This window comes from Streptomyces collinus, assembly GCF_031348265.1.
GTDB lineage: Bacteria > Actinomycetota > Actinomycetes > Streptomycetales > Streptomycetaceae > Streptomyces > Streptomyces collinus.
The window spans coordinates 8,231,492-8,256,391 of record NZ_CP133771.1; the positions used below are offsets into that span (position 1 = coordinate 8,231,492).

The 24,900-nt window shown below is 72.0% G+C and carries 28 protein-coding genes; 14 read left to right on the plus strand and 14 right to left on the minus strand.

Annotated features, from left to right (window positions below):
* Window positions 1–44: 44 nt before the first annotated feature.
* Entirely contained in the window at window positions 45–320 is a 276-nt protein-coding gene (locus RFN52_RS37075; RefSeq protein WP_184853304.1) for a hypothetical protein, read from the plus strand.
* 126 nt (window positions 321–446) lie between these two features.
* Here RFN52_RS37075 and RFN52_RS37080 read toward each other — a convergent pair whose 3' ends face one another.
* The 4 genes from RFN52_RS37080 to RFN52_RS37095 all read right to left on the minus strand — a co-directional run bounded on the left by RFN52_RS37080 (window position 447) and on the right by RFN52_RS37095 (window position 4,653).
* Window positions 447–1,475, minus strand: coding sequence for an SDR family oxidoreductase (locus RFN52_RS37080; RefSeq protein ID WP_184853305.1), 1,029 nt, complete (start codon window positions 1,473–1,475; stop codon window positions 447–449).
* Between the two features lie 84 nt (window positions 1,476–1,559).
* A complete protein-coding gene (locus RFN52_RS37085) occupies window positions 1,560–2,741 on the minus strand; it encodes an FUSC family protein (RefSeq protein ID WP_229855967.1) in 1,182 nt (393 codons plus the stop codon).
* A gap of 166 nt (window positions 2,742–2,907) precedes the next feature.
* Window positions 2,908–3,573, minus strand: coding sequence for an HAD family hydrolase (locus RFN52_RS37090; RefSeq protein ID WP_184853306.1), 666 nt, complete (start codon window positions 3,571–3,573; stop codon window positions 2,908–2,910).
* Between the two features lie 39 nt (window positions 3,574–3,612).
* Window positions 3,613–4,653 carry a PHP domain-containing protein gene (locus RFN52_RS37095; protein ID WP_184853307.1) on the minus strand — a complete coding sequence of 347 codons (1,041 nt, stop codon included), beginning with the start codon at window positions 4,651–4,653 and terminating at the stop codon, window positions 3,613–3,615.
* Window positions 4,654–4,777: 124 nt separating this feature from the next.
* On the opposite strand from RFN52_RS37095, the gene RFN52_RS37100 reads away from it, so the two are divergent.
* Both RFN52_RS37100 and RFN52_RS37105 read left to right on the plus strand, forming a co-directional pair.
* Window positions 4,778–5,587: an SDR family oxidoreductase gene (locus RFN52_RS37100; protein WP_184853308.1), complete on the plus strand. Its 810-nt coding sequence runs from the start codon at window positions 4,778–4,780 to the stop codon at window positions 5,585–5,587.
* Window positions 5,588–5,624: 37 nt separating this feature from the next.
* Window positions 5,625–5,861 carry a hypothetical protein gene (locus RFN52_RS37105; RefSeq protein WP_184853309.1) on the plus strand — a complete coding sequence of 79 codons (237 nt, stop codon included), beginning with the start codon at window positions 5,625–5,627 and terminating at the stop codon, window positions 5,859–5,861.
* Between the two features lie 19 nt (window positions 5,862–5,880).
* On the opposite strand, the gene RFN52_RS37110 is transcribed toward RFN52_RS37105, so the two are convergent.
* The 4 genes from RFN52_RS37110 to RFN52_RS37125 form a co-directional block, all read right to left on the minus strand.
* Window positions 5,881–6,426, minus strand: a complete 546-nt coding sequence (locus RFN52_RS37110) for a VanZ family protein (protein ID WP_184853310.1) — start codon at window positions 6,424–6,426, stop codon at window positions 5,881–5,883.
* Window positions 6,427–6,623: 197 nt separating this feature from the next.
* Window positions 6,624–7,286 (minus strand): DUF4230 domain-containing protein, encoded by a 663-nt coding sequence (locus tag RFN52_RS37115; protein WP_184853311.1) that lies wholly within the window; start codon window positions 7,284–7,286, stop codon window positions 6,624–6,626.
* 105 nt (window positions 7,287–7,391) lie between these two features.
* Complete coding sequence (locus RFN52_RS37120; protein ID WP_175436356.1) at window positions 7,392–7,769, minus strand: anti-sigma factor antagonist; 378 nt, start codon at window positions 7,767–7,769, stop codon at window positions 7,392–7,394.
* Window positions 7,770–8,004: 235 nt separating this feature from the next.
* On the minus strand, window positions 8,005–8,442 hold the full coding sequence (locus RFN52_RS37125; protein WP_184853312.1) for a MarR family winged helix-turn-helix transcriptional regulator: 438 nt from the start codon (window positions 8,440–8,442) through the stop codon (window positions 8,005–8,007).
* Between the two features lie 103 nt (window positions 8,443–8,545).
* On the opposite strand from RFN52_RS37125, the gene RFN52_RS37130 reads away from it, so the two are divergent.
* Both RFN52_RS37130 and RFN52_RS37135 read left to right on the plus strand, forming a co-directional pair.
* The gene (locus tag RFN52_RS37130; protein ID WP_184853313.1) at window positions 8,546–10,000 is read left to right on the plus strand and encodes an aldehyde dehydrogenase family protein; all 1,455 of its coding nucleotides are present in this window, start codon (window positions 8,546–8,548) and stop codon (window positions 9,998–10,000) included.
* 22 nt (window positions 10,001–10,022) lie between these two features.
* On the plus strand, window positions 10,023–11,129 hold the full coding sequence (locus RFN52_RS37135; RefSeq protein ID WP_184853314.1) for an NAD(P)-dependent alcohol dehydrogenase: 1,107 nt from the start codon (window positions 10,023–10,025) through the stop codon (window positions 11,127–11,129).
* Between the two features lie 687 nt (window positions 11,130–11,816).
* On the opposite strand, the gene RFN52_RS37140 is transcribed toward RFN52_RS37135, so the two are convergent.
* The gene (locus tag RFN52_RS37140; protein ID WP_184853315.1) at window positions 11,817–12,767 is read right to left on the minus strand and encodes an NADP-dependent oxidoreductase; all 951 of its coding nucleotides are present in this window, start codon (window positions 12,765–12,767) and stop codon (window positions 11,817–11,819) included.
* Between the two features lie 71 nt (window positions 12,768–12,838).
* Here RFN52_RS37140 and RFN52_RS37145 point away from each other — a divergent pair, with 71 nt between their 5' ends.
* From RFN52_RS37145 to RFN52_RS37170, 6 genes are all read left to right on the plus strand, one after another.
* Window positions 12,839–13,792 (plus strand): GlxA family transcriptional regulator, encoded by a 954-nt coding sequence (locus tag RFN52_RS37145; RefSeq protein WP_184853316.1) that lies wholly within the window; start codon window positions 12,839–12,841, stop codon window positions 13,790–13,792.
* Between the two features lie 265 nt (window positions 13,793–14,057).
* Window positions 14,058–15,824, plus strand: coding sequence for an ATP-binding protein (locus RFN52_RS37150; RefSeq protein ID WP_184853317.1), 1,767 nt, complete (start codon window positions 14,058–14,060; stop codon window positions 15,822–15,824).
* A gap of 4 nt (window positions 15,825–15,828) precedes the next feature.
* Complete coding sequence (locus RFN52_RS37155) at window positions 15,829–16,239, plus strand: roadblock/LC7 domain-containing protein (RefSeq protein ID WP_003994857.1); 411 nt, start codon at window positions 15,829–15,831, stop codon at window positions 16,237–16,239.
* Window positions 16,236–16,607 carry a DUF742 domain-containing protein gene (locus tag RFN52_RS37160; RefSeq protein WP_033308582.1) on the plus strand — a complete coding sequence of 124 codons (372 nt, stop codon included), beginning with the start codon at window positions 16,236–16,238 and terminating at the stop codon, window positions 16,605–16,607. Before RFN52_RS37155 ends, RFN52_RS37160 begins: the two co-directional genes overlap by 4 nt.
* Complete coding sequence (locus tag RFN52_RS37165; protein WP_184853318.1) at window positions 16,588–17,190, plus strand: GTP-binding protein; 603 nt, start codon at window positions 16,588–16,590, stop codon at window positions 17,188–17,190. Before RFN52_RS37160 ends, RFN52_RS37165 begins: the two co-directional genes overlap by 20 nt.
* Window positions 17,187–18,437 carry a cytochrome P450 gene (locus tag RFN52_RS37170; protein WP_184853319.1) on the plus strand — a complete coding sequence of 417 codons (1,251 nt, stop codon included), beginning with the start codon at window positions 17,187–17,189 and terminating at the stop codon, window positions 18,435–18,437. Before RFN52_RS37165 ends, RFN52_RS37170 begins: the two co-directional genes overlap by 4 nt.
* Window positions 18,438–18,510: 73 nt before the next feature.
* On the opposite strand, the gene RFN52_RS37175 is transcribed toward RFN52_RS37170, so the two are convergent.
* Window positions 18,511–20,241, minus strand: a complete 1,731-nt coding sequence (locus RFN52_RS37175) for a hypothetical protein (protein ID WP_229855965.1) — start codon at window positions 20,239–20,241, stop codon at window positions 18,511–18,513.
* Window positions 20,242–20,906: 665 nt separating this feature from the next.
* Here RFN52_RS37175 and RFN52_RS37180 point away from each other — a divergent pair.
* Window positions 20,907–21,371 carry a pyridoxamine 5'-phosphate oxidase family protein gene (locus RFN52_RS37180; protein WP_184853320.1) on the plus strand — a complete coding sequence of 155 codons (465 nt, stop codon included), beginning with the start codon at window positions 20,907–20,909 and terminating at the stop codon, window positions 21,369–21,371.
* A 79-nt stretch (window positions 21,372–21,450) separates the two neighbouring features.
* Entirely contained in the window at window positions 21,451–21,843 is a 393-nt protein-coding gene (locus RFN52_RS37185; RefSeq protein WP_030845174.1) for a VOC family protein, read from the plus strand.
* A 42-nt stretch (window positions 21,844–21,885) separates the two neighbouring features.
* Here the strand turns inward: RFN52_RS37185 and RFN52_RS37190 are convergent, their stop codons facing one another.
* Both RFN52_RS37190 and RFN52_RS37195 read right to left on the minus strand, forming a co-directional pair.
* A complete protein-coding gene (locus RFN52_RS37190) occupies window positions 21,886–22,209 on the minus strand; it encodes an AzlD domain-containing protein (protein WP_184853321.1) in 324 nt (107 codons plus the stop codon).
* Window positions 22,202–22,894 carry an AzlC family ABC transporter permease gene (locus tag RFN52_RS37195; RefSeq protein ID WP_184853322.1) on the minus strand — a complete coding sequence of 231 codons (693 nt, stop codon included), beginning with the start codon at window positions 22,892–22,894 and terminating at the stop codon, window positions 22,202–22,204. The genes RFN52_RS37190 and RFN52_RS37195 overlap by 8 nt, the downstream gene beginning before the upstream one ends.
* Before the next feature lie 63 nt (window positions 22,895–22,957).
* Between RFN52_RS37195 and RFN52_RS37200 the strand changes: the two genes are divergently transcribed.
* On the plus strand, window positions 22,958–23,416 hold the full coding sequence (locus RFN52_RS37200) for an Lrp/AsnC family transcriptional regulator (protein ID WP_184853323.1): 459 nt from the start codon (window positions 22,958–22,960) through the stop codon (window positions 23,414–23,416).
* 48 nt (window positions 23,417–23,464) lie between these two features.
* Here the strand turns inward: RFN52_RS37200 and RFN52_RS37205 are convergent, their stop codons facing one another.
* Window positions 23,465–23,761, minus strand: a complete 297-nt coding sequence (locus RFN52_RS37205; RefSeq protein ID WP_031108703.1) for a DUF4235 domain-containing protein — start codon at window positions 23,759–23,761, stop codon at window positions 23,465–23,467.
* Between the two features lie 35 nt (window positions 23,762–23,796).
* Complete coding sequence (locus tag RFN52_RS37210) at window positions 23,797–24,822, minus strand: glutathione S-transferase family protein (protein WP_184853324.1); 1,026 nt, start codon at window positions 24,820–24,822, stop codon at window positions 23,797–23,799.
* Between the last annotated feature and the right edge of the window lie 78 nt (window positions 24,823–24,900).

The window sequence follows — 24,900 nt, forward strand, 5'->3', positions numbered from 1 at the left end:
CGGAGGTACTCGCGTGGCGCCCGGACCACAGAAGGGAGCACGCCGTGACCGACCACCGCCTCGAAGGACCCGGCGAGAACGGTGACGCCATCCCGCGGGACATGCCGGACCAGCAGGCCGACGACGGCGAGGACCCGTGGGAGGTCGCCCCGCGCTTCACGGGCACCGGCGAGGACGGCAAGCAGCACAGCGACGACGAGACCGACGAGCCCGCCGGTGACGTCCCCGACACGGACGAAGCGGGGACAGGCCGGCAGGGAGCACCGCACTCGGGAAATGTTCACCCCGAGCACCCGGTGCCGGACGAGCCCTCCGCCTGAGGAGGGCATCCCACCGAGGGCCGCAGCCGGCTGTGGGGGTCGGCTGCGGCCCTCGGGCATGTCCGGGCCCGCTCGCGCGGCCCGTCCGGGTCAGCCCGCCCGGCGTCCCCGTGCGGCTCGTCGGGGTCAGCCCACCTTGCGTCCCCGCAGCGGTTCCGTCGGCGCCCCCGCGCCCTGCTGGAGGCCCAGCAGGAACTCCTCCAGTACCTCCGGCGCCGTGTGCTCCGGCCGCCAGCCGAGTTCCGCTCGCGCCCGCGTGCAGTCCATCAGCGGCAGTCGCAGCACCGCGTCGAACAGGTGCGGGGAGGCGGGCAGCAGATGCAGGCCCCAGGCGGCGGCGACCGCCGACCGGGCCGCGCCGCGCGGCAGCCGCACCGGACGCGCGTCGAACATCTCGCCCAGCAGCCGCGCGTCGACCGGCGGATCGGCCGCCAGGTTGAACGCGCCCCGGACCTCCGACCGCAGCGCCAGCCGGTACGCGTTCGCCGCGTCGTCCGTGTGCAGCGCCTGCATCCGCAGCCCCGGGATGTCCGGCAGGAAGGGCAGCAGCTCCGGGCGGGCCAGAGGTCCGGGCAGAAAGCGGCCTCCGAAGATGCGGCGCTGCTCGCTCGCCGACTCCCGCCGGAACAGGAAGGCCGGCCGCATCCGCACCACCCGCGTCTCGGGGCGGTCCCGCTCGAACGTGTCCAGCGCCCGCTCCAGATAGGCCTTCTCCCGGCAGTACGCGGCGTCCGGCCAGCCGTGCGTCGGCCACGACTCGTCCACCGCCTCGTCCTTCGGGCCGGGGGAGTACGCGCCGACCGACGAGGCGTGCACCAGCGCCGGCACGCCCGCCGCGGCCGCCGCCTCGAAGACCCGCATGCTGCCGAGCACATTGGTGCGCCACGTCGCGGCCGGGTCGTGCGTCGGCTGGAACGCCCACGCCAGATGGACCACCGCGTCCGCGTCCGTGAACCGCTCCACCAGACCGGCCCCCTCGGACGCCAGATCGACGGCGGCCCAGTCCGTCTTCGGCGGCGACCAGTCGGGGATCCGCCGGGCCAGGCCCAGCACGGAGGCGACCTCCGGGTCCTCCGACAGCAGACGCACCACACTGGTGCCCACGTTGCCGGTGGCACCCGTGACCACGATCCTCATGCCCGTTGCGCTGCTCACCTCGTGCTCCTCTCGGCCGCGGTCCCCCGGGAGGTGACCGAGTACCCGGGGGCGCCGAAAGCACTACGGCGGACGGGAGCCGCGTCAGTCCTCCTGGTCGCCCGGGACGGTTTCCGCCCAGAGGTTCTCCGCCTGGAGCAGCAGCGTGCCCAGGACGGCCGTGTGGGCGGCCCCCTCCCCGGCGTGCCGGCGCAGGTTCTCCTGCAACTCCTCGTGCAGCTCCCGCATCGCCTTCTCCGTCTCGTCGTCCGGCCGGGCGTTCACGCTGCCGTCGAGCAGACTGTCGGCCTCGGCGCACAGGGCGTCCCCGATCAGCTCCAGCAGCCGCGCGTACGAGCGCAGGGCCGGGCCCTCGGGCGGGGCGGGCGTCCGGTTGTCGTCCACGGACACCGCGAGGGCCCGGGTGAGCGTGGCGACGTGCCCGGTGACCCGGCCGAGCCGCTCGTCCTCGTCCACCGCCGGCAGGGCGCCCGCGTGCGGCACGCGGTGCAGGGCGCGCAGCGGGGCGTAGGTCAGGCGCAGGCTCTCCTGGCTCCAGCGGCGCGCCGAGCGCAGCGCCTGCAGACGGTGGTCCAGCCGGCCCGAGGCGCTGACCCAGCCGGCAGCGGTCTGCCCGTCCCACTCGCCCTCGCGCAGGTCACCGGCGACGGTGTGCAGCACCTCCCCCGTCTCCCGGGCGAGCGCCGCCAGGTTCGCGCGTACGTCGCGCAGGTGGATCGGCGGCAGGACGAGCGCGTTGACGGCGACGCCGATCACCGCGCCGATCGCGGCCTGCCCCACCCGGTGCCCGACGGCGGACAGGCTCACCATGCCCGAGGAGATGGTGAACAGGGCCGTCGTCGCCGCGTAGATGCCCTGGTCGCCGAAGCGGGGCCAGTTCGCCAGCAGCATCAGCACCGGCACCGACAGGGCGAGCGCGCCGGTCGTGTCGTCGGTGACCGCCTGCGCCGCCGAGGCCAGCAGGGTGCCGACGCAGATCGCCCCGAACTGCCGCGCGCCCTGCACGAGGGAGCTGAACACCGTGGCCTGCACCAGCACCAGCGCCACCCAGGGCGCCATCAGCGCCAGCGGGTCGCCCATCCAGACGCCGCCCACCAGCCACGCCAGCACCGCCGCCCCGGCCGCCTTCAGCGACTGGACGACCAGATCCCGCTCCCGCCCGGGCCCCCGCCAGGCAGCTCGCACGGCGTTCCAGGCGCCCCGCGCGTCGCGCCGCACGGCATCCACCGGCCGTACGGTGCGCTCTCCCTGCTCCAGGCTGCGCATCCGCCCCTGAGCCGTCGGTGCTCCCCGGAACCGGCCACCCGTGCCCGCCCCCGTGCTTCTGTCCCTGTCCTTCCGCCCGCGGAGGGCTCCCGCCGTCCGCCGTACCGCATTCATCACACGCGTCATGCGCTGTGGGTATCCGCTTGACCGGCGGTTTCACGCCTTCTCATGCGAGCGCTCCGTCGCCGAGGGCGGACAGGAGGTGGGCGGGGTCCGCGTAGACCGCGTCCGCTCCGGACTCCTCCAGGTCGGCGCGCGGGATGCCGCCGCACAGGACGCCCACGCAGCGCACTCCGGCCCGGCTGCCCGCCCGCATGTCCCACACGGTGTCGCCGACGAACACCGCCCGCTCCGCCGGCACCCCCACCAGCTCCAGGGCGTGCTCGACCGGCTCGGGGGCGGGCTTGCCCTGGTCGACGTCGTCGGCGCTCGCCGTGGCGCTGATGGCCTCGTCCGCGTCGATGGCCCGGCGCAGCGCGCTCAGCTCCGCGCCGCCCGCCGAGGTGGCGAGCACCACCGTCCAGCCGTCCCGGTGCAGCCGCCGCAGCAGCGCCCCGGCCTCCGGCAGCGGGGGCAGCCGGTCGAAGTACTGCCCGTACAGCGCCTTGTGCCCGGCGCTGATGTCGGCGTCCTGGTCCGTGTCCCGGTCCTCGCCCAGCAGATGGGCGACCAGGTCGGTCGACGGCAGGCCCACGGCCCGGTGAACGGCGTGCATCGGCACGTCGTGGCCCGCCTGCCGGAAGGCCTCCCACCAGGCCACGACGTGCAGATGGTTGGTGTCGACCAGCGTGCCGTCGACGTCGAACACGGCCGCCCGTCCCGAGCTTTCCATAGGTGCAGTCCCTTCCTCCGAGGCCGCGCGGGTACCACGTCAGCCGCCCGCCACGCCGGAGGGCAGCCGCCGCTCCCGGGTCCAGGCCAGCAGTTCGTCGAGGGACCAGGTGGTCACCACGCGCTCGGGCGGCACCCCGCACTCCTCCGCCCGCGCGCACCCGTTGATCTGCCAGTCCAGCTGCCCGGGCGCGTGCGCGTCGGTGTCGACGGCGAACAGCACCCCCGCGTCCACCGCCCGGCGCAGCAACCGCCGCGGCGGGTCCAGCCGCTCCGGCCTGCTGTTGATCTCCAGGGCCGTGCCGGTCTCGGCGAGCGCCGCGAACACCTCGTCCGCGTCGAACTCCGACTCCGGCCGCCCCCGCCCGGTCACCAGCCGTCCCGTGCAGTGCCCGAGCACGTCCGCGTGCGGATCGCGTACGGCGGCCACCATCCGCCGGGTCATCGACCGGGCGTCCATGCGCAGCTTGGAGTGCACCGACACCACCACCACGTCGAGCCGGTCCAGCAGCTCCGGCTCCTGGTCGAGCGAGCCGTCCTCGTGGATGTCGCACTCGATGCCGGTCAGCAGCCGGAACGGCGCCCAGGTCTCGTTCAGCTCCGCCACCACGTCCAGCTGCTCCCGCAGCCGCTCGGGCGACAGGCCCCAGGCGACCGTCAGCCGCGGCGAGTGATCGGTCAGCGCCGCCCACTCGTGGCCCAGGTCCGCGGCGGCCCGGCCCATCTCCTCGATCGGGCTGCCGCCGTCCGACCAGTCGGAGTGCAGATGGCAGTCACCGCGCAGCAGCGCCCGCAGCTTCTCCCCGCCCCGCACGGCCGGCTGCTCGTGCGCCTCGCCCTCCAGCTTCGCCAGATAGCCGGGCACCTGGCCGGCCAGCGCCTCCCGCACCACCTGCGCGGTCTTCGGGCCGACCCCCTTGAGCTTCTCCAGCGAGCCGTCCGCCGCCCGCCGGCGCACCTCGTCCCCGCCCAGGTCCTTCAGCACCCGGGCCGCCGTGCGGAAGGCGCGCACGCGGTAGGTGGGTGCCAGGGACCGCTCCAGCAGGAAGGCGATCCGGTCCAGTGCCTCGACGGGGTCCATCGCCACCTCCACCTCAAGGGTTCCCCAGCGCCCCGCGGGCCGCACGACGGGCGGACGGTTTGCCCCGCGTCCCCCCCGGGTACTGCGATGCCTCGTCCCGGCCCCGCCGACGAGGAGGCTCGTCATGTCCGCCCCCAGCGCGTCCCCCAGCAAGGTCGCCGTGATCACCGGCGCCGACTCCGGCATCGGCCGCGCCACCGCCGTACACCTGGCGCGGGCGGGCATGGACGTCGGCATCACCTATCACAGCGACCGCAAGGGCGCCCAGGAGACGGCCGACGAGGTGCGCGCGCACGGGCAGCGGGCCGAGGTCGCCCGGATGGACCTCACCCGGCTGCCCGACGCCGCCGACACCGTCGACGACCTGTGCGAGCGGCTCGGCCGCATCGACGTGCTGGTCAACAACGCCGGGACCGGCACCATGACGCCCTACCTGGACCTGGAGCTGTCGGACGTGCGCGAGGTCCTGGACGTCGATCTCGTCGGGCCGTTCCTGTGCGGACAGAAGGCGGCCCGGCACATGATCGACCACGGTGAGGGGGGCCGGATCATCAACGTCACGTCCGTGCACGAGCACCAGCCGCGGGTGGGCGCCGCCCCCTACTGCGCCGCCAAGGGCGGCCTCGGGCTGCTCACCCAGGTCATGGCGCTCGAACTGGCCGAGCACCACATCACCGTCAACGCCGTCGCCCCGGGCGAGATCGCCACGCCCATGACCGGGCAGGAGGACACCGACCCGCACACCGAGAGCCGCCCGGGCATCCCGCTCGGCCGGCCAGGAGACGCCCGCGAGGTCGCCGCCGTCGTCGCCTTCCTCGCCGGCCCGGAGGCCTCGTACGTCACCGGCGCGTCCTGGAGCGTCGACGGCGGCATGCTCCGGATGGGTCCGCAGGCCGGTTCGCACCTCACCGGTGACGACTGGCGCCGTCCCTGAACCCGCGCCGCCGCCGGTTGCGTTCTACGCTCGATGCATGACCGAAAGCGCGAGCCCGTACATATCCCACCCGCGGATCCTGGTGCTCGGGGTGCAACCGGGCACACCGCCGTTCCGGATCGTGCAGATCGACGGCCAGGTGGTCGGGGAGGCCCGGGCCGTCACCGACGTGCTGTCGGCCGCGGCCGCGTTCGGCATCACCGTGCACGACATGGACGACCCGGACGTGGTCCGGTGGGTGGGTGGAGACAAGTTCACCTGGACCGTGCACTAGGCGTGAGGCGTGACGCGCCCTACGCCTTGCCGGCCGGTGGCTTGTCTCCCGCCCGGCCCCGGCGGGGCCTGCGTGCGTGGACGGCCCTGCTGAGGCGGCGCCCCAGGAGCAGGTAACCGATGAGTGCGCCCGTCGTGTTGAGGATCACGTCGTCGATGTCGAAGGCGCGGCCGGTGACCAGCGCGCCCTGCGCGAACTCCACCAGGAGCATCACGGTCGCGGTCAGGAGCAGCACGCGCAGGATGCCGCGGGTGCGCGGGGCGACCACCGGCACGAGGACGCCGAAGGGAAGGCCCAGCAGGATGTTGCCGCCGATCTGCTTGACCGCGTCGCGCAGTTCGGGCTGGTCGAGGTAGGCCTTCAGGGAGTTGCCCGGCGTCAGGTTGCTGTGAGTCAGCGCCTCCGAGGCGGGCGAGGGCTGCAGGGTCAGCCGGGCCAGCACCACGGCGAAGGCGACCATGAACGCGAACGCGCACAGCGTCGCCAGCAGCCGGAGGGGCAACGGGAGCGGGCGTCGCTCGCTCCCGGACCCGGCGGTCCGGGGACGTGAGGCTGCACTGGCCATTCGGTCCTCCAGTCTTGGACTTCCCTGCGTGACACGGCGGTTACCCCCGGTCGGGCCGACGATGCCGTGGGGGTCGGTTCCCGGCCACGATCCCCGGCGGCATGGCCGGAGACCGCGGCAGGTGATCGCTCCCACCCTCCGTTTCCCGCGTTCTGCCGGAGCACTCCCGGCGGGATCACGCCGTGTACGGAAGCCGGTCAGCTCCCGTACGTGACGCGCACCTCCTCGAAGCCCAGGGAGCGCAGCAGGCCTTCGAGCATGCCGGTGGTGTTGGACTCGGCGCGTGCGGTCAGCTCGCTCTCCTTCGCCGCGTCGCCGATGTGCCGCACCGCGAGCTTCTGCACGGCCTGTTCGCCGTTGGGGTTGTCCGAGAAGAGGTCGCCGAGGCGGTCGAAGAGACCGCGCTGCTTGGAGACCGCGTAGGAGCGGTCGGGGTCGAGCGCGGGCTTGCCCAGCCGGGCGTGGGGCAGCCGGAGCGTGGCGGACGTGCGGTCGCCGTTGACCTTCACGTCGTTCTCGCCGATCTTGCCCAGGTCGACATAGGCGTCGACGGTGCCCGCACCGACGTACAGGGTGCGGGTGCCGCGGATGGCGTCGGGCAGCAGCTTGGCGTCCTTCTCCAGGTCGACGACGACCTGGAAGTTGCCGGAAGCGGCGTCGTAACGGCTGATGTCCTGGATGGACTTCAGCAGCGCGGGGCCGGACCGGTCGTGCGTCTCGGTGCCGAACAGGTCCTTCAGACCCGGGATCACGCTCAGCCGGAGCCCCGCGAAGAACACCACGAGCACCAGCACGAGCGCGGCCACCACTTTCGCCCAGCCGGGCATGCGCCTGGGGAGGCGCTTGACGGGAGTCGTCATGCGACGGCCCTCCTTCCTACTGTCCGGATGCCCGCCACAACCCACGCCAGACCGCCGAGTTGAAGAGGCAACGGCCTCGGCGGAAGCACGCGGGGCGCACACCCGTCACGGGCGGGAGGTCGCCTCCGGCTGCTCCAGTGCGGCGTCCAGCGTCGGCTGCGGAGGCAGGATCCGGGACAGGCCGGTGATCCGCAGGACGCGCAGCGTGAGCGGGTGCGCGCAGACGAGCAGCACGTGTCCCCGCCGGTCCAGCACCCGGCTGCGGGCCCGGTACAGCAGCCGCAGTCCGGAGCAGTCGAAGAAGTCGATCCCGCTGAGGTCGATCACGACGCGGGCGGCGGGGCGGTCCGTCTCCCGGTCCAGATGCGGTGCGATCTCCGTGGCCGCGGCGAGGTCGATCTCGCCGCGGAACTCCAGCACCGTGTGCCCACGTTCCTGGCGGACGCGCAGGTGCCGGGTGAGCGGTGCAGGTTCCTGCCGCACGACGAGATCGCCTCCAGCCTGCTCCGTGCGTGGGAGGGGCTACGACTCAACGCCGCTCCCCGCCCTGCAAGTTACCCTCTAACGAATGAATTTGAGCATGTTCGATTGACATATGTCTTTGAATTCCGGCCGGGTTGGCCGAGGTTCACGCCGGGGCGTACGCGGGGGCGCCGCAGGGGCGCGCCGCAGGGGCGCACCCCGGGCGCTCGTGTGCGGGGGCGGGGGTTCCCCCGACCTACGACAGGGCGTGCCAGGCCCTGGTGAGCGCCTGGCGGAACTGCTCCGTCTGGTGCGCCGTGAGGTCGCGCACCATTCGCTCCTCCAGCTCCCGGACGGGTCCGGCGTGCCCGGCGAGCAGCTCGCGGCCGGAGTCGGTGAGCAGGATCAGCAGCTCCCGGCGGTTGCGGGGGTTGCGCTCCCTGCGCACCAGCCCGCGCCCCTCCAGCGAGCGGACCAGGTCCGCGATGGACTGGGCGGTGACGAAGGAGTCCCGTGCCAGCTGGGCGGCGGACAGGCCGTCATGCCGCTCCAGCACGGTCAGTGCGGTGTACTGGAGAGCAGTGATCCCGGACGGTCTGACCAGCTCGTCCAGATGGGAGCGCACGACGAGCTCCACCTGCTTGACCATGTAGAGCAGGGAAGGGGGCGCCTTGGTCACCTGTGTGTCGAGCATGGGAGCAGGCTAGACCATTGACAGGAAACCTGTCCGTAAAGAGACTGCGCACAGACAGGAATCCTGTTTGTTGAAAACTTGGCGACGACGCTGAGGAGTGGCGATGACCACCTTCGAGAGCACACCCGGCCAGCTGTTCATCGGGGGCCGATGGCGCGATGCCGCCGACGGAGCGCGCACCGAGGTGGTCGACCCGTCCCGGGGCACGGCCGTCACCACCGTCGCCGAGGCGGGCCCGGCCGACGTCGACGCCGCCGTACGCGCCGCCCGCGAGGCCTTCGACGACGGTGCCTGGTCCGGCCTGAGCGGCCGCGAGCGCGGCCGGGTGCTGCACCGCGTCGCCGGGCTGATCCGGGAGAACGCCGACGAGCTCGCCGCCCTGGAGAGCCTCGACGTCGGCAAGCCGGTCACGCTGTGCGGCGCGGTCGACGTGACGAACGCGGCCAACGACTACGAGTACTTCGCGAACCTCGCCCAGAGCCAGGACGGCGCCCTGCGCGAGACCCCCATGAACGCCCTCGCCTACACCAGGCGCGAGCCCCTCGGCGTGGTCGCCGCGATCACCCCGTTCAACTTCCCGCTGATCCTCGCCGGCTCCAAGCTCGGCCCCGCCCTCGCGGCCGGCAACACCGTCGTCCACAAGCCCGCCGACGAGACGCCGCTCAGCGCCCTGTACATGGCCCGGCTGCTCCAGGAGGCGGGCGTCCCCGACGGCGTGGTCAATGTCGTGACCGGCACCGGCCCCGTGGCCGGCGAGGCGCTGCTGCGCCACCGCGGCGTCGACAAGGTCGCCTTCACCGGTTCCACCGCGATCGGCCGGCACGTGGCGAGCGTCGCGGGGGAGGCGCTCAAGCCCGTCACCATGGAGCTCGGCGGCAACGCCGCCCACATCGTGTTCGAGGACGCCGACCTGGAGAAGGCCGTCGGGGCGGTCATCAAGGGCTTCGTCTTCAACACCGGCCAGTTCTGCATGGGCGGCCCGCGTCTGCTGGTGGCCCGCTCGGTGTACCCGACCCTGCTCGCGATCCTCGCCGAGGCCGTGCCCGGTGTGCCGGTCGGCGACCCGCGCGACCCGGCCACGGTCGTCGGCCCGATGGCGGCCGAGAAGCACCTGAAGAAGGTCGAGGAGTACGTCGCCCTTGCCCGCATGGAGGGCGCCCGCATCGTCTGCGGCGGCGAGCGGCTCGACCTCGGCGGCGGCTATTACTACAAGCCCACCGTCATCGCCGACCTGGCGAACGACTCCCGCGTGGTCCAGGAGGAGATCTTCGGCCCGGTCCTCACCGTGCAGCCCTTCGACGACGAGGACGAGGCCGTCGCCCTCGCCAACTCCACGCCCTACGGCCTGGCCTCGGGCGTCCAGACCAGCAACCTCGCCCGCGCGCACCGGGTCGCCGGCCGGCTCCAGGCCGGCATCGTCTGGGTCAACGACTGGGCGATGCTCGACCCGGCGGTGCCCTTCGGAGGAGTGAAGGACTCCGGCTACGGCCGCGAGTACGGGCCCGAGGCCCTCGCCGGTTACACCAAGGTCAAGTCCGTCGTCGTCTCGCTCGACTGAGAACCGTCCAGGAGTCATCACGATGCCCACCACCACCCGTGCCGCGGTCGTCGAGTCCGGCGGCGCGCCCTTCACCCTCTCCGACGTCGTCCTCGACGCACCCGGCCCGCACGAGGCGCTGGTCCGCATGGCCGCCGCCGGCCTGTGCCACACCGACCTGGGGGTGGCGAGCGGCGGATTGCCCTTCCCGCTGCCCGGTGTCCTGGGCCACGAGGGCGCCGGCGTCGTCGAGGCCGTCGGCTCCGCCGTCACCGGCGTCGCGCCCGGCGATCACGTCCTCCTCTCGTTCACCTCCTGCGGCGACTGCCGCAACTGCCGCGGCGGGCACCCCGCGTACTGCGCGACCTGGCTGCCGCTGAACCTGATCGGCGGCAGCCGGGCCGACGGCACCAGCACCATCAGCCGGGGCGGCGAGGCACTGGGCGGCCACTTCTTCGGCCAGTCCTCCTTCGCCGAACTGGCCCTGGCCGACGAGCGCAGCCTCGTGAAGGTCGACCCGGACGTGCCGCTGGCGTCGATCGCCCCGCTGGGCTGCGGCGTACAGACCGGTGTGGGCGCCGTGTGGAACGTCCTGAAGCCGGAGACCGGCGGCACGGTCGTCGTCCTGGGCGCCGGAGCGGTCGGCCTGTCGGCCGTGATGGCGGCGGCCCTCACCCCGGCCACCAGGATCGTCGCCGTCGACCGGGTCGCCGAGCGCCTGTCGCTGGCCGAGGAACTGGGGGCCACCCACACCGTCGACACGAGCGGGACGGACCTCGCCCCGGCCCTCGCCGAGATCACCGGCGGGCAGGGCGCGGACGGGGTCGTCGAGACCACGGGCAACGTGGGCGTCCTGCGGCAGGGCGTCGACGCGCTGGCCGCGCGCGGCACCCTGGTCGTCGTCGGCGCCCCGCCCTTCGGCACCGAGGTCGCCCTGGACGTCAACGGCCTCCTCGGCGGCAAACGGATCGTCGGCCTCACCCTCGGCGACAGCGAGACCCAGACCATGATCCCGGCCCTGGTCCGCCTGGTGAAGGACGGACGCCTCCCACTGCACCGCCTGATCAGCACGTATCCCTTCGGGGACATCGACCGGGCGGTCCAGGACATGAGGTCGGGCAAGACGATCAAGCCGGTCCTGACGTTCTGACCCCGCCGGCCGGCCGGCGGCCGTGAGCGGCGGCTTTCGCCGGCGACCGGGCGCGGTTGCGGGGGAGGGGGCCGGTCGGCCGGCGCCGGAACGGGGCCCAGCCGGCCCTCCGACAACCCACGCACCACGAGGTGCGCCGCCGGCCGGCCTGCGTGCGATCGCGAGACGCCGGCTGTCTGTCGGCCGGGGCAAGGCCGGGCTGGAGGGGGGCGGGTCAGGTGGTCATGCAGGGGCCCGGTGCCCCGTTCACCGTGATGGTGCGCCGTCGGTCGCTCTGCGTGCGCCCGGTGGCGAGACCCCGGCTGCCTGTCGGCCGGTTCCGGCTGTCCGGAAGGGGGGTCGGTCAGGTGGTGCAGTGACGCGGTTGCCCTGGGGCGCGCCGCCGGTCCGTTCTGCGTGCGGCCGAAGGCGACGCACTGTCTCCGTCTTGAGGTGCTCCGCCGGTCGGCCTGCGTGCGGTCGTGGCGCGGCCCCGGCCGGGGTCGGCCGGCCTGAGGGGAGTCCGGTCAGGGGTCACGCCGTCGTCTGGTGATCCGTCTGCCCTGGGGCGCGCCGCCGGGCCGTTCTGTATGCGGCCGAAGGCGACGCACTGTCTCCGCCTTGAGGCGCCCCGCCGGCCGGCCCCCGTGCGGCCGAAGGTGAGACCCCGGCCGGCCCTCCCGGCTGGGCCCCCGGCCGGGAGCGAGCTCAGTCGTTCAGCAGCACCAGCTTCCCCGTCGTACGGCCGGTGTCGCCGAGGGCGTGTGCCTCGGCGGCCTCGGCCAGCGGGAACGTGCCGGCGATCGTGGCGCGCAGCTTTCCCGCCCCGACCAGTTCCGCGATCGCCTCCATGCCGCTGCGGTCGGCGTCCACCAGCATCCGCAGCGCCCGGACGCCCAGCCGCCCGGCCTCCTCGTAGAGGTCGTCCGAGCCGCCCGGGAGGATCGACACCAGGACGCCGCCGGGGCGCAGCACGCGCAGGGAGCGCAGGGCGTTGTCGCCGCCGATCGTGTCCAGGACGACGTCGGCGTCCTTGACGGCCTCGGTGAAGTCCGTCTCGCGGTAGTCGATCGTCTCGTCGGCGCCGATCCCGCGCAGGAACTCGTGCTTGCCCGCGCTCGCGGTGCCGATCACGTATGCGCCGCGCGCCTTGGCGATCTGCACCGCCACGTGCCCGACCCCGCCCGCCGCGGCGTGGATCAGCACCCGCTGCCCGGGCCGGAGGTCCGCGTGCTCGGTGAGTGCCTGCCAGGCGGTGAGCGAGACCAGCGGGAGCGCGCCCGCCTGGGTGTGGTCGACGCCGGCCGGCTTGCGGGCGAGGGCGCGGACCGGGGCGATGACGTACTCGGCGTGCGAGCCGTGCCCGTACGGGTACGGCAGCATGCCGAAGACCTCGTCACCGGGCGCGAAGGCCACCACGCCGATGCCGACCGCCTCCACCACCCCGGAGACGTCCCAGCCCAGGACGAAGGGCGGCTCGCCCAGGAACCCGCCGGTCGCCCGGTGCTTCCAGTCGGTCGGGTTGACCCCGGCGGCCCGCACCCGGACCAGCACCTCGTTCGGCTTCGGTACCGGGCGCTCGGTCTGCACTTCCTTCAAGACCTCGGGACCGCCGAGGACGTCCTGGCTGATGGCTCGCATCGTGTTCTTTGTGCTCATGGTCAACCAGCGTGCCGGTCCGCAGCCCTCGCGCCAATGGCAAGATTGCCAACATTCGATACGATCGTGCCATGCGACGTGAACGAGTGGTGGTCCTGGCGCTGGACGGGGTGTACCCCTTCGAGCTGGGCATCCCCAGCCGGATCCTCGGCGCGGCCGACGGGCGGTACGAGGTCCTCACCTGCTCGGTCGACGGCCGTCCGGTGCGCACCAACGCGGACTTCGGCGTCACCGTGGAGCACGGCCCCGAGGCCCTGGCCACGGCGGACACGGTGGTGATCGCGCCCGTCGCGCCCGTCGCGCCCGACCGGCTCACCGACGAGGTGCCCGGCGACGTCCTGGCCGCCCTCGCGCTGATCCGCCCCGGCACCCGCATCGTCTCCATCTGCACCGGCGCCTTCGTGCTCGCCGCCGCGGGTCTCCTGGACGGGCGCCGGGCGACCACCCACTGGCAGGTCGCCGACCGCTTCCGGCGCATGTTCCCGCGGGTCGACCTCGACCCGGACGTGCTCTTCGTCGACGATCACCCGTTCCTCACCTCCGCCGGGGCCGCCTCCGGCGTGGACATCTGCCTGCACCTCGTCCGCAAGGACCACGGCAGCCGCCTGGCCAACAGCGTCGCCCGCCGCTGCGTCGTCCCGCCCTTCCGGGACGGCGGCCAGGCCCAGTACATCGAGCAGCCCGTCCCCGAGCAGGGCGCCGCGAGCACCGCGGCCACCCGAGCCTGGGCTCTGGAACGCCTCGGCGAACCCCTCACCCTGGCGGACCTCTCCGGCCACGCGCGGATGAGCCAGCGCACCTTCGCCCGCCGCTTCCACGACGAGGTGGGTCTCAGCCCCGGCCGCTGGCTGATCCAGCAGCGCGTGGTGCGGGCCCGGCATCTGCTGGAGTCCAGCGACCTGACGGTCGATCAGATCGCCGGCCGGGTCGGCTTCGCGACCGGCGCCTCCCTGCGCCAGCACCTGCACGCGGCGATCGGTGTCTCCCCGCAGGCCTACCGCCGCACCTTCCAGACCGCCCGCTGACCCCTCGGGCGCGCAGCACTCTTCACCTGATGGGACGCCAATTCCACTGACAGCAAAGCCATTTGTCGACCTGTTGCCTTCTCTCGAAGCGTGACGGAACCCTCACGCCCGGAGGGGGCGGGATTGATCCTTCCGGGTCCAAACCCGATAGGGTTCCGATCGGCGCTGCGAGTTGAGGCGATCGCGTCCAGTCGGCTCGCGGTGCGTACTCATGAGTGCGATCCACACACCCCCCCGTTCGATCGTGTTGCTTCGAAGGATGCAGATGGAACTCGCCACTCCGCCACCGGCGGCGCGGGCCCCTGTCGCCTGGTACAGCTGGTGGTTGATGCCGCTGGGCTTGGGAGGCGGGACCGTTGCCGCCACGTTCATGAGCTCGGATCGAATAACCGCGGCCGTCGCCGGAATCGCAGCGACGGCGGCCGGTGCCGTGTGCGTACGGCTGCTGCTGCGCACCCGGGCCCAACTGCACCGGGCGGAAGGCACCTTCCGCACCACGCAGGCCGAGCACAACCAGCAGTGGCAGCAGCATGTGGCAGGCCTGGAACGCAAGTTCGCCGCCGAACGCGCCAGCCTGGAATCCCAGCTCAACGAGCAGAACACGGCCTACGAGCGGCGCCTGGCCGACCAGAGCGCGACGTACGAGAAACAGCTCGCCGACCAGAGCGCCACGTACGAGACGCAGCTCGCCGACCGGTCCCGGGCCTATGAGGAACGGCTGACCGAGCAGGCCACCTCCTACGAGGCCCAGCTCGCCGACCAGGCCGAGGTCTGGCGGGAACAGCTCACCCACCAGCTCGCCGCGGTCGCCCGGCTCGCCGACGAGCAGCTGCCCGACGCGATGGAGAAGCTGCGCGCCGGCGACGCCATCGACGACCTGCTGCCCACGGTCAGCCAGTGCGCCAAGGTCAGTTCGGAGCTCCAGGCCGAACTGCGCAAGCTGCTGCGCACCTCCCTGATCGGCCTGGAGGCGGAGTTCGACCGCTCCACCTCCGCCGAACAGGCCGTGATCAGCATCGGCAACCGCATCCACGTGCTGACCAGCAAGCTCCGCGGCCGGCTGCACGAGATGCAGGGCGAGCACGGCCGGCTGCCGGCCGTCGCCCGGGGCCTGATGGAGCTCGACCAGGAGCTGGGCCCCGCCGACTCGCTCGCCGCGAGCATCGGCGTGCTCGGCGGCTCCGACCGGCCCGGCCGGCAGTGGCAGGAGCCGCAGCGGCTGCTGAGCGTGGTGCGCGGCGGCATCGGCCGGATCAAGGACTTCCACCGGATCCAGGTGCGCCACCTGCCCGAACTGGGCGTCGACGGCGGCCTCGTCGACCACCTCACCCTGATCCTGGCCCACCTCCTGGACAACGCGGCCCGCTACTCGCCGCCCACCGAACCCGTGCTCATCTCCGGCAAGGAGGTCCCCAACGGCGTCGGCATCGAGATCCAGGACTCCGGCAAGGGCCTGAGCGAGGAGAAGAAGCGCGACGCCGAGCACGCCCTCGCGGGCACCGCGCCCGGCGCGGGCCTCGGCGGCATCACCGAGGACGCCAACATCGGCCTGCGCGTCGTCGGTGCCCTCGCCCGCCGCTACGGCATCCGCGTCACCTTCGCGGACTCGCCGTGGCTCGGAACCTCCGTGGTGGTCGTGGTCCCGCACAAGTACTTCAGCCCGCTGCCCACGGCCGCGACCGCACCGGCCGCGCCCGCCCCCGCCCCGGAGGTGCGCACCGCCACCGCGGCCCCGGCCCGCGAGACGGCCACCGTGCCCGAACCACGGGCCGCGCAGGCGGAGACCGCGGAGACCACGCCCGGCGGACTGCCCCGCCGCCGCAGCAAGCGGAACGAGACGGAGGCGCCCAGGCCGGCCGAGCGGGCCGACCGGGGCACCGTCGCCGCCGTTCCGCCGGACGCGTCCTTCTCGGGTCTCGCCGCCTTCGCCACCGCCGGACGCGACGCGGCGGAGGCCTCCGAGCCGGCCGGCGACCGCGACACCCTCGCCGGCCGCGAGTACACCGAGCACCGCACCGAAGAGAGCGACTAGTCCCATGACGCAACAAGGAACAGATGTGAGCTGGGCGCTCCGCGATCTCGTCGAGAGCATCCAGGAGATCCGTTTCGCCCTCGTGGCCTCCAGCGACGGCAAGGCCATCACCTCCTACGGCGCCGAAGACCCCGACGACGTCGACCGCTTCGCGGCCGTGGTGGCCGGCCTGCAGGCCCTGGCCCAGCCGGTCGCCGAGCAGTTCCCCAAGTACGCCGGGCAGCTGCGCCTCGCCATGATCGAGGTGGACGGCGGGCACCTCTTCGTGGTGCGCGCGGGTGTGGAGACGTACCTCGGTGTCCTCGCCAGGGAAGGCCTCGACCAGGGCCTGCTCGGGCACCAGATGAGGGACCTGGCCCGCAGGATGGGTGAGCTCCTCGGCACCACTCCGCGCCTGGAGGAGCACTCTGGATGAGTGCTCCCCGCAGACCGTCGGACCCGTCCGGTCTCGAGCGCTACTACGTCCTCACGGGAGGGCGCAGCGGACCGGGCGGTTCGGCGTCGAGCCTCGACGTGGCGACCCTCGTCGTCTCCCGCGCCGCCCCGTTACCGGGCATGCAGCACGAGCACGAGGAGATCCTCCGTCGCTGCCGCGACCCGCTGTCGGTCGCCGAGCTCGGCGCTCACCTCGGGCTCCCCTTCAACATTCTCGCGGTGCTGCTGTCGGACCTGCTGGACGCAGGTCGCGTCGAAGCCCGTAACCCCATCCCGGCGCACGACGCCGGTCGCGGGCCCGACCTCGCGCTCCTTGAGGAGGTACTCAGTGGACTTGAAAGGCTTTGACCAACCCGGAGGCTCGGCCGGGGAGACCCGCTCGGTGAAGGTGATGATCGCGGGCGGGTTCGGCACCGGGAAGACCACCATGGTCCGGTCGGTCAGCGACATCAAGCCGCTCACCACCGAGGAGACCCTCACCCAGGCCAGTGCCGACGTCGACCATCTCATCGGCGTCGCCGACAAGACGCAGACCACCGTCAGCCTGGACTTCGGCAAGATCGGCATCAACGAGAGCCTGGTGCTGTACCTGTTCGGCACGCCCGGGCAGGAACGGTTCTGGTTCCTGTGGAACGGGCTGTTCAAAGGGGCCCTCGGCGCGGTCGTCCTGGTGGACACGCGCCGCCTGGAGTCCAGTTTCCGGGCGATCGAGGAGATGGAGCGGCTGGAGGTCCCCTTCGTGGTCGCGCTGAACGTCTTCCCCGACTCGCGGAACTACCCGGTCGAGGAGATCCGGGACGCCCTGGACATCCCCGAGAACACCCCGGTCGTGGCCTTCGACGCCCGCGACCGGGCCTCCAGCCGGGACGTCCTGGTCGCACTGATCCACCATCTGAAGGAACGCTCGGCCGTGGCCCTGGAGCCCCGATGAACGACTCGACCGAATCCGGACTCCAGGCCGTGCGGGGCTGCCCCGTCGCCCACCACGGCGCCGACCTGACCAGGCTGTACGGCCCGGACGCCGCGACCGACCCGGCGGGCATCTACGAGCGGCTGCGCAAGGAGCACGGCTCGGTCGCGCCGGTCCTGCTGGAGGGCGACGTGCCCGCCTGGCTGGTGCTCGGCTACCGCGACAACCGGCGGGTGCTCGACAACCCCCGCCAGTTCAGCCGGGACGCGCGGATCTGGCGGGACTGGCGGGAGGGCCGGATCGAGGAGACCTCGCCGATCATGCCGATGGTCGGCTGGCGCCCCGACTGCGTGTCCCAGGACGGCGAACCGCACCGCAGGCTGCGCGGCGCCGTCACCGACGGGCTGCAGGCGGCGGCCGCCCGGGGCATCCGGCGGCACGTCACGTACTTCGCGAACAAGCAGATCGACGCATTCGCCGACGCCGGGCGCGCCGACCTCGTGGCCGACTACGCCGAGCAGCTGCCGATGCTCGTGCTCACCAGGATGCTGGGCCTTCCCGCGGCGGACGGGCTGCGCCTGATCGAGTCGTGCGCCGAGGTCTTCAAGGGCGGTGAGGGCGCCCTCGAACACAACGAGCGGATCATGCAGATCCTCGCGGAACTCGCCGAGCGCAAGCGGGCCGAGCCGGGCTCCGACTTCGCCACGGCCCTGCTGGAGCACCCGGCCGGCCTCGACCACGACGAGGTCGTCAGCCATCTGCGCCTGGTGCTGATCGCCGCACACACCACCACCAGCAACCTGCTGGCCCGGGTCCTGCAACGGGTCCTCACCGACTCCGCCCGGCTGTCCGGTCTGGTCAGCGGGGAGCTGAACATCTCCTCGGCGGTGGAAGAGGTCATGTGGGACACCCCGCCGCTGTCCGTGCTGCCGGGCCGGTTCGCAACCGCCGACCTGGAGCTCGGAGGCCATCACGTCCAGGAGGGAGAACTGCTCATCCTGGGCTTGGCCGCCGGCAACCTCGACCCGGAGGTACGGCCCGACCCGGCCGTCGCCGTGCAGGGCAACCAGTCGCACCTGGCGTTCAGCTCCGGACCGCACGAGTGCCCGGGGCAGAACATCGGCCAGTCCATCATCGAGATCGGCGTGGACGTTCTGCTGCACCGGCTGCCCGACCTGCGCCTGGCCGTACCGCCGGAAGAACTCGGCTCGACCGCCTCCACGTGGGAGTCCCGGCTGGACAGCCTGCCGGTCGAGTTCGCCGTCTAGGCACCCGAACACACCGTTGCCCGGCCGGTTTCCGGCCGGGCAACGCCATACGTGGATGCCGGCGGTGGTTGCGTCAGCCGTCGAGCCAGTCGCCTGCGACGTCCGTGGGACGGTATCCCGTGGCGTTCCACAGGAAATGCGGGTGGGCACTGCCGAACATGTAGGAGAGCAGTACGGTGTCTTCCCTGCCGGTCCGGGGGTCGTGCAGGGTGTGGAACCTCTCGGATCCGACTACGCCGGCGTCTTGTTGGACATGACGGGCGCGGTCCGGTGAGGGTGCGGCGCTGGATGCCTCCACGGCGGCGATGTAGGTGCGGCGCAGGATCTCCCACGTGTTGTCCGTGTCGCCGTACCAGGGGCCGTGCAGTGCTTCGAAGGCATGGAGCTCGGCGTCGAAGAGGGGCCAGGCCCGGGGGAACTGGGCTCGACAGCGTGCGGACAGCTCGGCGGTCCGGGTGCTCAGTGCCGGTGCGGTGGGCCGCGGGGCGATGGTGAGGGTGGTGCCGTGGGTGAGGATGCCGGTGCACGGGTTGGGCTGAAGGTCGCACAGCGGGCACTCCTCGGCCGGGGGGAGGCCCTGGGTGATGCCGTCGAACCACAGGGCGTGGCGGCCCGTGAGCCCCATCCAGACGATGGTGGTGTTCATCAGCCAGGTGTTCCACATCGGGCTGTGGGCCTCGGGCATGCAGCCGTACTTGACGAGGGCTATCGCGCAGGCGGCGTAGAGCGCCTTGGTGTGGGTGGGCATGTCGGCGAGCCAGAAGTTGCTGATCTCGCCGGTGAGGGCGTCGGCCCGCACATCGGCCATGTCGTCGATGACGCGGCACAGCAGCAGGGAGGCGAGGTTCTCCTCCTGCCAGAGTTCGGTGTCGGGGGCGACGTGCCAGAACAGGCAGTCCAGCATCTGAAGCGCTGAGTAGGTGCTGTGACTGAGCGGGTTGGTCTGGGGGAGCATGACACTGCCCGCGTCGTGCTGCTGGAGCCAGTACTCGTCGACGGACCGCTTGTGGGCTGCGAAGAGCCCGGAGACCAGGGCCCGTGCGCTGTTGGTGCTGAAATTCTCGGCCAGGCGGCCCTCGACGTGCCGGGTGAGGCGCGTTGTGTCGATGGTGTCGACCACGCGTTTGTATTCGTGGAAGACGAGGATGTCGTCCTCGAAGCGGTGGCGGTGGCCCAGGTCTCGTTCGAGGTCGTTCATCTGCCGGGTCCAGGACCATCCACCGGTCAGGACGCTGTCGAGTTCCCGGCGGTGCGGCCAGGTCTTGACGGTGAGGGGACGGCCGGCGCTCTGCCGCCAGCGGTAGTCGTCCAGCGTGCGTGCGGGGGGCGTGGGCAGCCGACGGCACAGAGCGCAGGCGCAGACGCTTGTCTGCTCCTCCTCGCGCGGTGGGGTGAGTGCCCGGCTCCTCCAGGCCCCTTCCAGCATCGTGCAGGTCAGTCTGCAGACCTCGATGTCGGTGCTGACCTGGGGGAAGGCTGCTTCTATCATGCGCAGGCCGGTGTCGAGGTGCCTCAGCCTGGCGTAGCCCTGGTCGTCGGGCGGGAGAAACGCGGGCCGCGCCAGATGGAGGGCTCCCTCCACATGCAGCGTGGTGCCGGAGCGGGGGGAGCCGAATGCCGCCAGCCGCTGCTGAGCGGCCTCCTGGGACCTTCGGTACTGCTCCGTGCTCCCCTTGACGTGTTTCACCAGGAGGCGGGCCAGGGTGTCACCCGCCTCCGTGGGGTGGAGCTGGGCGCTTGGCTGCGCCGGGAGCGAGCTGTCGGCGGACGCCTTCGGAACGGCACCTGCGACTCGAGATTTCACACCGGTCTCCCAATGGGCTGTGGTCATGACAACGGAACCGATCGACCTGGTCGTCGACCGGCCGTGTCCGGGAATCTTCTGTACTTTCCGCGGCGGCCTCGCCGGACAGCCGGACTCACGCGACCGGCTTCGACTCCTGCCGCGAACGACCGCGAGGGGGACGACTGCTGCGACGACGGCACTCCCGCTGCGAGGCGAGCACCTGCGTCGCCGCCTCAGCCGTGCTGATCAGGAAGCACGCGCGGCCCGTCAGGCGTAGCGCGACCCCTGGATCCGAGATGCGCTGCTTCCTTTGAGGCATGTGGGGAGCTGACCGGGATGTCGAAGGGCAGGTCGAACCGGACGTCCTCAGGCATGCGTTTCCTTTCGGGAGACGGAACGCAGAGTCCCCCCACCCCTGCCGGCGGACGGTGCCGTGACCACCCGCACTTTCGAACTGGGCTTCGCAGTCCGAAAGTTGAACCGAGAAGCGGTACGAGGCTGCCCACGACGTGAATAAGCCATTCCGTGACCCTGCCGTGATCTCCGTTACTGCCCGAAGCGCATGAGCTGCGTATACTCCCTCGTCCCTCACCCGGTACCGGCTCGTCCACCGAGCCTCCGGAGCCGCGGAACGCCACACTGGTCACAGTCCGTTCGACGACCGACCAGGAGGCGCACCGACGATGACGTCCGCACCCGCACGCAGCGCTGAGCAGCGCAAGAAGGACACCCTGCAGCGTCTCGAACACGACGTGGACGCCTGGGTCGCCACGGCCGACGGCGCCTCGGGCACGCCCTACCTCGTCCCGCTGTCCTTCCTCTGGAACGGCTCGTACCTGCTCTTCGCCACACCCGCGTCCAGCCCCACCGGACGCAACCTCGCCGCGTCCGGCCGGGCCCGGGTGGGCATCGGGCCGACCCGTGACGTCGTCCTCGTGGAGGGCACCGTCGAGACGGTCCAGCCCGGCGAGCTGACCGAGCAGGACGCCGAACTCTTCGCCGCCAAGACCGGGTTCGACCCCCGTCGGCTCGCCACGCCGTACCTCTACTTCCGTGTCGTGCCGCGTCGGGTGCAGGCCTGGCGGGAGGCCGATGAACTCGACGGCCGTGAACTCATGCGTGACGGACGGTGGTTGAAGGCCGACTGAATCCGCCGGACCGGGATATCCGCAAGGTACGGATCCGCGGGGCACGACCGCCCCGCGGCCGGAATCCTGCGGAGGAGACATGGCACTGGTGAAAGCGGGGGTCCTCGTGCTCGACTGCGCCGAGCCCGAGAAGCTCGCCGTGTTCTACAAGGAACTGCTGGAGGGGGAGGAGTCGGACGCCACCGCCAACCGGGTGGAGATCAAGAGCGCCGACGGCTTCCGGATCGCACTGCGCCGGGACGTCAACGCGACCCCGCCCAGCTGGCCCCGCCCCGAGAACTCCCTGCAGGCCCACCTGGAGTTCGTGGTGGACGACCTCGACGCGGTGGAACGCCGCGTCATCAGCCTCGGAGGCCGCCCCCTGGAGGCCAAGGAGCCGTCGGGCCCCCTGGAGGAGCGCGGCTACGCCGACCCGGCCGGCCACTCCTTCACCCTGCGCCGCACCGCGCCGACGGCACCCAAGCAGGGCTGAGCGAGCGGTTCAGCCGGTCGCCGGCAACGGCCGCCTCCCGCGTCAGCTCGTGAACAGGGTGCTGGCCAGGGTCACATGGACGGCCGTGCCGGCGAGGATGCTCAGCAGGGCGTTGCGACGCCACAGGTGCAGGCCGACGGTGACGGCCAGGGCCGCCACTGGCGCCACCGCGCGGGACTCGGTGACCGGCAGGTCGCGCAGGCAGTAGACGACCAGGATCACCATCACACCGGCGGGCATGCGCGTACTGAGGTAGCGCACGGTGGCGCTGGCCCGCAGCGGGGCGAGGGCGGCGAGGGGCAGGGCGCGCAGGGCCCAGGTGACGGCGGCGGTGACGAGGACCGCGACCACGGCGTAGTCAGGCATGAGCGGGCTTCCTCACGTCGGCGAGGCGCCGTACCAGCAGCCCGGCGGTGAACAGGGCGAAGGAGGCCAGGAGCAGCTGGTGCGGGACCAGCAGGCGGGCGGCCAGGGCGCAGAGCAGGGCGAGCAGCGGAGTCGGCAGATCACCGCGCAGGTCACGCAGCGCGTCGAGGGCGAGGACGACGAACAGCGCGGTCAGCGCGAAGTCCAGCCCGGTGACGCCGTCCGGGACGAGGGATCCCAGCAGGGCCCCGGCTGCCGCGCTGCCCGCCCAGTACAGGTGCAGGAAGAACTGCAGCCACAGGATCCGCGGGCCGGACCAGCTCCGGGACCGCTCGGTCGAGGTCAGGGCGTACGCCTCGTCGGTCAGCGCGAAGGTGCTGTATGTCTTCGCGAGCCCGCCCCGTACGAGATGCAGGGGGAACGACAGGGCGTAGAAGACGTGCCGCGCCTGCACCAGGAAAGCGGCCACGGCGATGGACGCCAGGGGCGCGGCGGCCGTGACCATGCCGATGAGCAGGAACTCGAACGAACCGCCGTAGATCAGTGCCGCGGACAGTCCGGCCCACCACCAGTCGAGCCCCGACTGCACGACGAGGGCCCCGAAGGCGAGACCGAGCGGCAGCATCCCCAGGCCCACCGAGGCACAGTCCCGGAAAGCGTCCCGGGCGGCTGAGCTTGTATGCATGCCGACAATGTTAGAAAAGATGAGGCCTTATATGGTTTCCTGTTCTGCGCCTATGATCTTCATGTGAGCAATGAAAGCGGCTTGGATGCCCTCGACCGGGAAATTTTGTTCCACCTGCGCCGGGACGGTCGGCTGTCCAATGTGGACCTGGCCAAGCGGGTGGGCCTGACGCCTCCGCCCTGTCTGCGCAGGGTCAAGCGTCTGGAGGAGAACGGCGTCATCTCCGGCTACCGGGCCGTCATCGACCCCGTGGCACTGGGCCGCGGCCTCGAAGTGCTCATCGACGTCGAGATCTACGCCCAGGACCGCGGGACCGTCGAGGAGTTCGAGACCACGGTGGCCTCCTACGAGGAGGTCGTGGAATTCCGGCGGATGTACGGGCGCCCCGACTACTTCCTGCGGGTCGCCGTGGCCGACCACGCCGCCTACGAGGCGTTCCTGATGAACAGGCTCAGCGGTCTGCCCGCCGTGCTGCGCCTCGAATCCCACCTCACCATGAAGACGATCAAGGAGAACGGCTGAGGGCGGGCCGGCCCCGCCCGGCGGCCGCCGGGCAGGGCCGGGCGGCGGTCAGTCCCGGCCGCCCTTCTCGCCGACCGGCCAGGTGCCGGTCGAACGCTCGATGGCTTTTGCGCCCGCGCGGTCCACGGCGCTGCGCACCACCGCGAAGATCGCGCCCTGGATCGCGGCGGCCAGGAGGACCTCGCCCCAGCCGCGGTCCTTGTCCAGAGCGTCGGGCGCGTCCTCCTCGTGCCGGATCGCCATCCACGTCTTGCGGAAGGCGAGCCCGGCCAGCCAGCCGCCCGACCAGCCGAGCACGAACCCGAGAGGCTGGTACGCGAGGGACATCTTCTTCTTCTTTGCCACGGCAACTCCTAGATGGCTGAGGGTGGGTGAGGTGGTCAGGGGGTGTGCGCTTCCGGTATCCGCTCCTCGGCACGCACCGGCCCGGGCGGTGTGCCGTCACCGAACGGCCGGCCCCTCAGCTCCTCGCGGTGGTGCGGGGTCAGCCAGCCGGACAGGTCCGGGCCCAGGGGGACGACGCGGGTCGGGTTGATGCCGGTGTGCACCTGGTAGTAGTGGCGCTTGATGTGGTCGAAGTCGACGGTGTCGCCGAACCCGGGGGTCTGGTACAGGTCGCGGACGTACGCCCACAGCACCTGGTTCTCCGTCAGCTTCCAGCGGTTGCACTTGAAGTGACCGTGGTAGACCGCGTCGAAACGCACCAGCGTGGTGAACAGCCGGATGTCCGCCTCGGTGATCGTGTCCCCGACGAGGTAGCGCTGCCCCTCCAGCCGGTTCGCGAGCAGCTCCAGCCGCCGGAACACACCCGTGCAGGCGGCCTCGTACTCCTCCTGACCGGTGGCGAACCCCGCCCGGTAGACACCGTTGTTGACGTCCTCGTAGACGTCCGCCATCACCTCGTCGATCTCGTCGCGCAGCGCGTCCGGATACAGGTCGGGCGCGCCGTCCCGGTGCAGGGCCGTCCACTCGGTCGCGAGGTCGAGGGTGAGCTGCTGGTAGTCGTTGGTCACCAGCCGGCCGCTGGGCACGTCCACGAGCGCCGGCACACTGACACCACCCGGATAGTCCGACTCCCGGCGGTCGTACGCCTCACTCAGAAAGCGGATGCCGAGGACCGGGTCGCGGCCGTCCTCGTCCAGCGTGAAGCGCCAGCTGCGGTCGTCCTGGATCGGGTCGGCCACGGCCAGGGACAGGGAGTCCTCCAGGCCGAGCAGCCGACGGGAGACCAGCGACCTGCTCGCCCAGGGGCAGGCACGGCTGACGACCAGACGGTAGCGGCCGGCCTCCACCGGCCAGCCGTCCCGGCCGTCCGCGGTGACCCGGTCCGCGAAATGAGCCTTGGACCGTTTGAACGCCCTCCTTCCGTAGCCGGTGTTGCCGTCGTCGCCGTCGTCGCGGCTCATGGGAACGACCTCCTTGCCGTACGTGGGCCCTGGTGAACGCGTTCCCCGTTTTCCGCCGACGGCACGGTGTGAGTACCC

Coding starts and splice junctions, on each gene's coding strand:
- RFN52_RS37195 (WP_184853322.1), bottom strand. CDS start 22,894: ATGCATACAAGCTCAGCCGCCCGGGACGCTTTCCGGGACTGTGCCTCG.
- RFN52_RS37170 (WP_184853319.1), top strand. CDS start 17,187: ATGAACGACTCGACCGAATCCGGACTCCAGGCCGTGCGGGGCTGCCCC.
- RFN52_RS37105 (WP_184853309.1), top strand. CDS start 5,625: ATGACCGAAAGCGCGAGCCCGTACATATCCCACCCGCGGATCCTGGTG.
- RFN52_RS37180 (WP_184853320.1), top strand. CDS start 20,907: ATGACGTCCGCACCCGCACGCAGCGCTGAGCAGCGCAAGAAGGACACC.
- RFN52_RS37135 (WP_184853314.1), top strand. CDS start 10,023: ATGCCCACCACCACCCGTGCCGCGGTCGTCGAGTCCGGCGGCGCGCCC.
- RFN52_RS37110 (WP_184853310.1), bottom strand. CDS start 6,426: ATGGCCAGTGCAGCCTCACGTCCCCGGACCGCCGGGTCCGGGAGCGAG.
- RFN52_RS37115 (WP_184853311.1), bottom strand. CDS start 7,286: ATGACGACTCCCGTCAAGCGCCTCCCCAGGCGCATGCCCGGCTGGGCG.
- RFN52_RS37185 (WP_030845174.1), top strand. CDS start 21,451: ATGGCACTGGTGAAAGCGGGGGTCCTCGTGCTCGACTGCGCCGAGCCC.
- RFN52_RS37160 (WP_033308582.1), top strand. CDS start 16,236: ATGAGTGCTCCCCGCAGACCGTCGGACCCGTCCGGTCTCGAGCGCTAC.
- RFN52_RS37125 (WP_184853312.1), bottom strand. CDS start 8,442: ATGCTCGACACACAGGTGACCAAGGCGCCCCCTTCCCTGCTCTACATG.
- RFN52_RS37095 (WP_184853307.1), bottom strand. CDS start 4,653: ATGGACCCCGTCGAGGCACTGGACCGGATCGCCTTCCTGCTGGAGCGG.
- RFN52_RS37100 (WP_184853308.1), top strand. CDS start 4,778: ATGTCCGCCCCCAGCGCGTCCCCCAGCAAGGTCGCCGTGATCACCGGC.
- RFN52_RS37130 (WP_184853313.1), top strand. CDS start 8,546: ATGACCACCTTCGAGAGCACACCCGGCCAGCTGTTCATCGGGGGCCGA.
- RFN52_RS37155 (WP_003994857.1), top strand. CDS start 15,829: ATGACGCAACAAGGAACAGATGTGAGCTGGGCGCTCCGCGATCTCGTC.
- RFN52_RS37150 (WP_184853317.1), top strand. CDS start 14,058: ATGGAACTCGCCACTCCGCCACCGGCGGCGCGGGCCCCTGTCGCCTGG.
- RFN52_RS37145 (WP_184853316.1), top strand. CDS start 12,839: ATGCGACGTGAACGAGTGGTGGTCCTGGCGCTGGACGGGGTGTACCCC.
- RFN52_RS37190 (WP_184853321.1), bottom strand. CDS start 22,209: ATGCCTGACTACGCCGTGGTCGCGGTCCTCGTCACCGCCGCCGTCACC.
- RFN52_RS37090 (WP_184853306.1), bottom strand. CDS start 3,573: ATGGAAAGCTCGGGACGGGCGGCCGTGTTCGACGTCGACGGCACGCTG.
- RFN52_RS37210 (WP_184853324.1), bottom strand. CDS start 24,822: ATGAGCCGCGACGACGGCGACGACGGCAACACCGGCTACGGAAGGAGG.
- RFN52_RS37140 (WP_184853315.1), bottom strand. CDS start 12,767: ATGAGCACAAAGAACACGATGCGAGCCATCAGCCAGGACGTCCTCGGC.
- RFN52_RS37085 (WP_229855967.1), bottom strand. CDS start 2,741: ATGCGCAGCCTGGAGCAGGGAGAGCGCACCGTACGGCCGGTGGATGCC.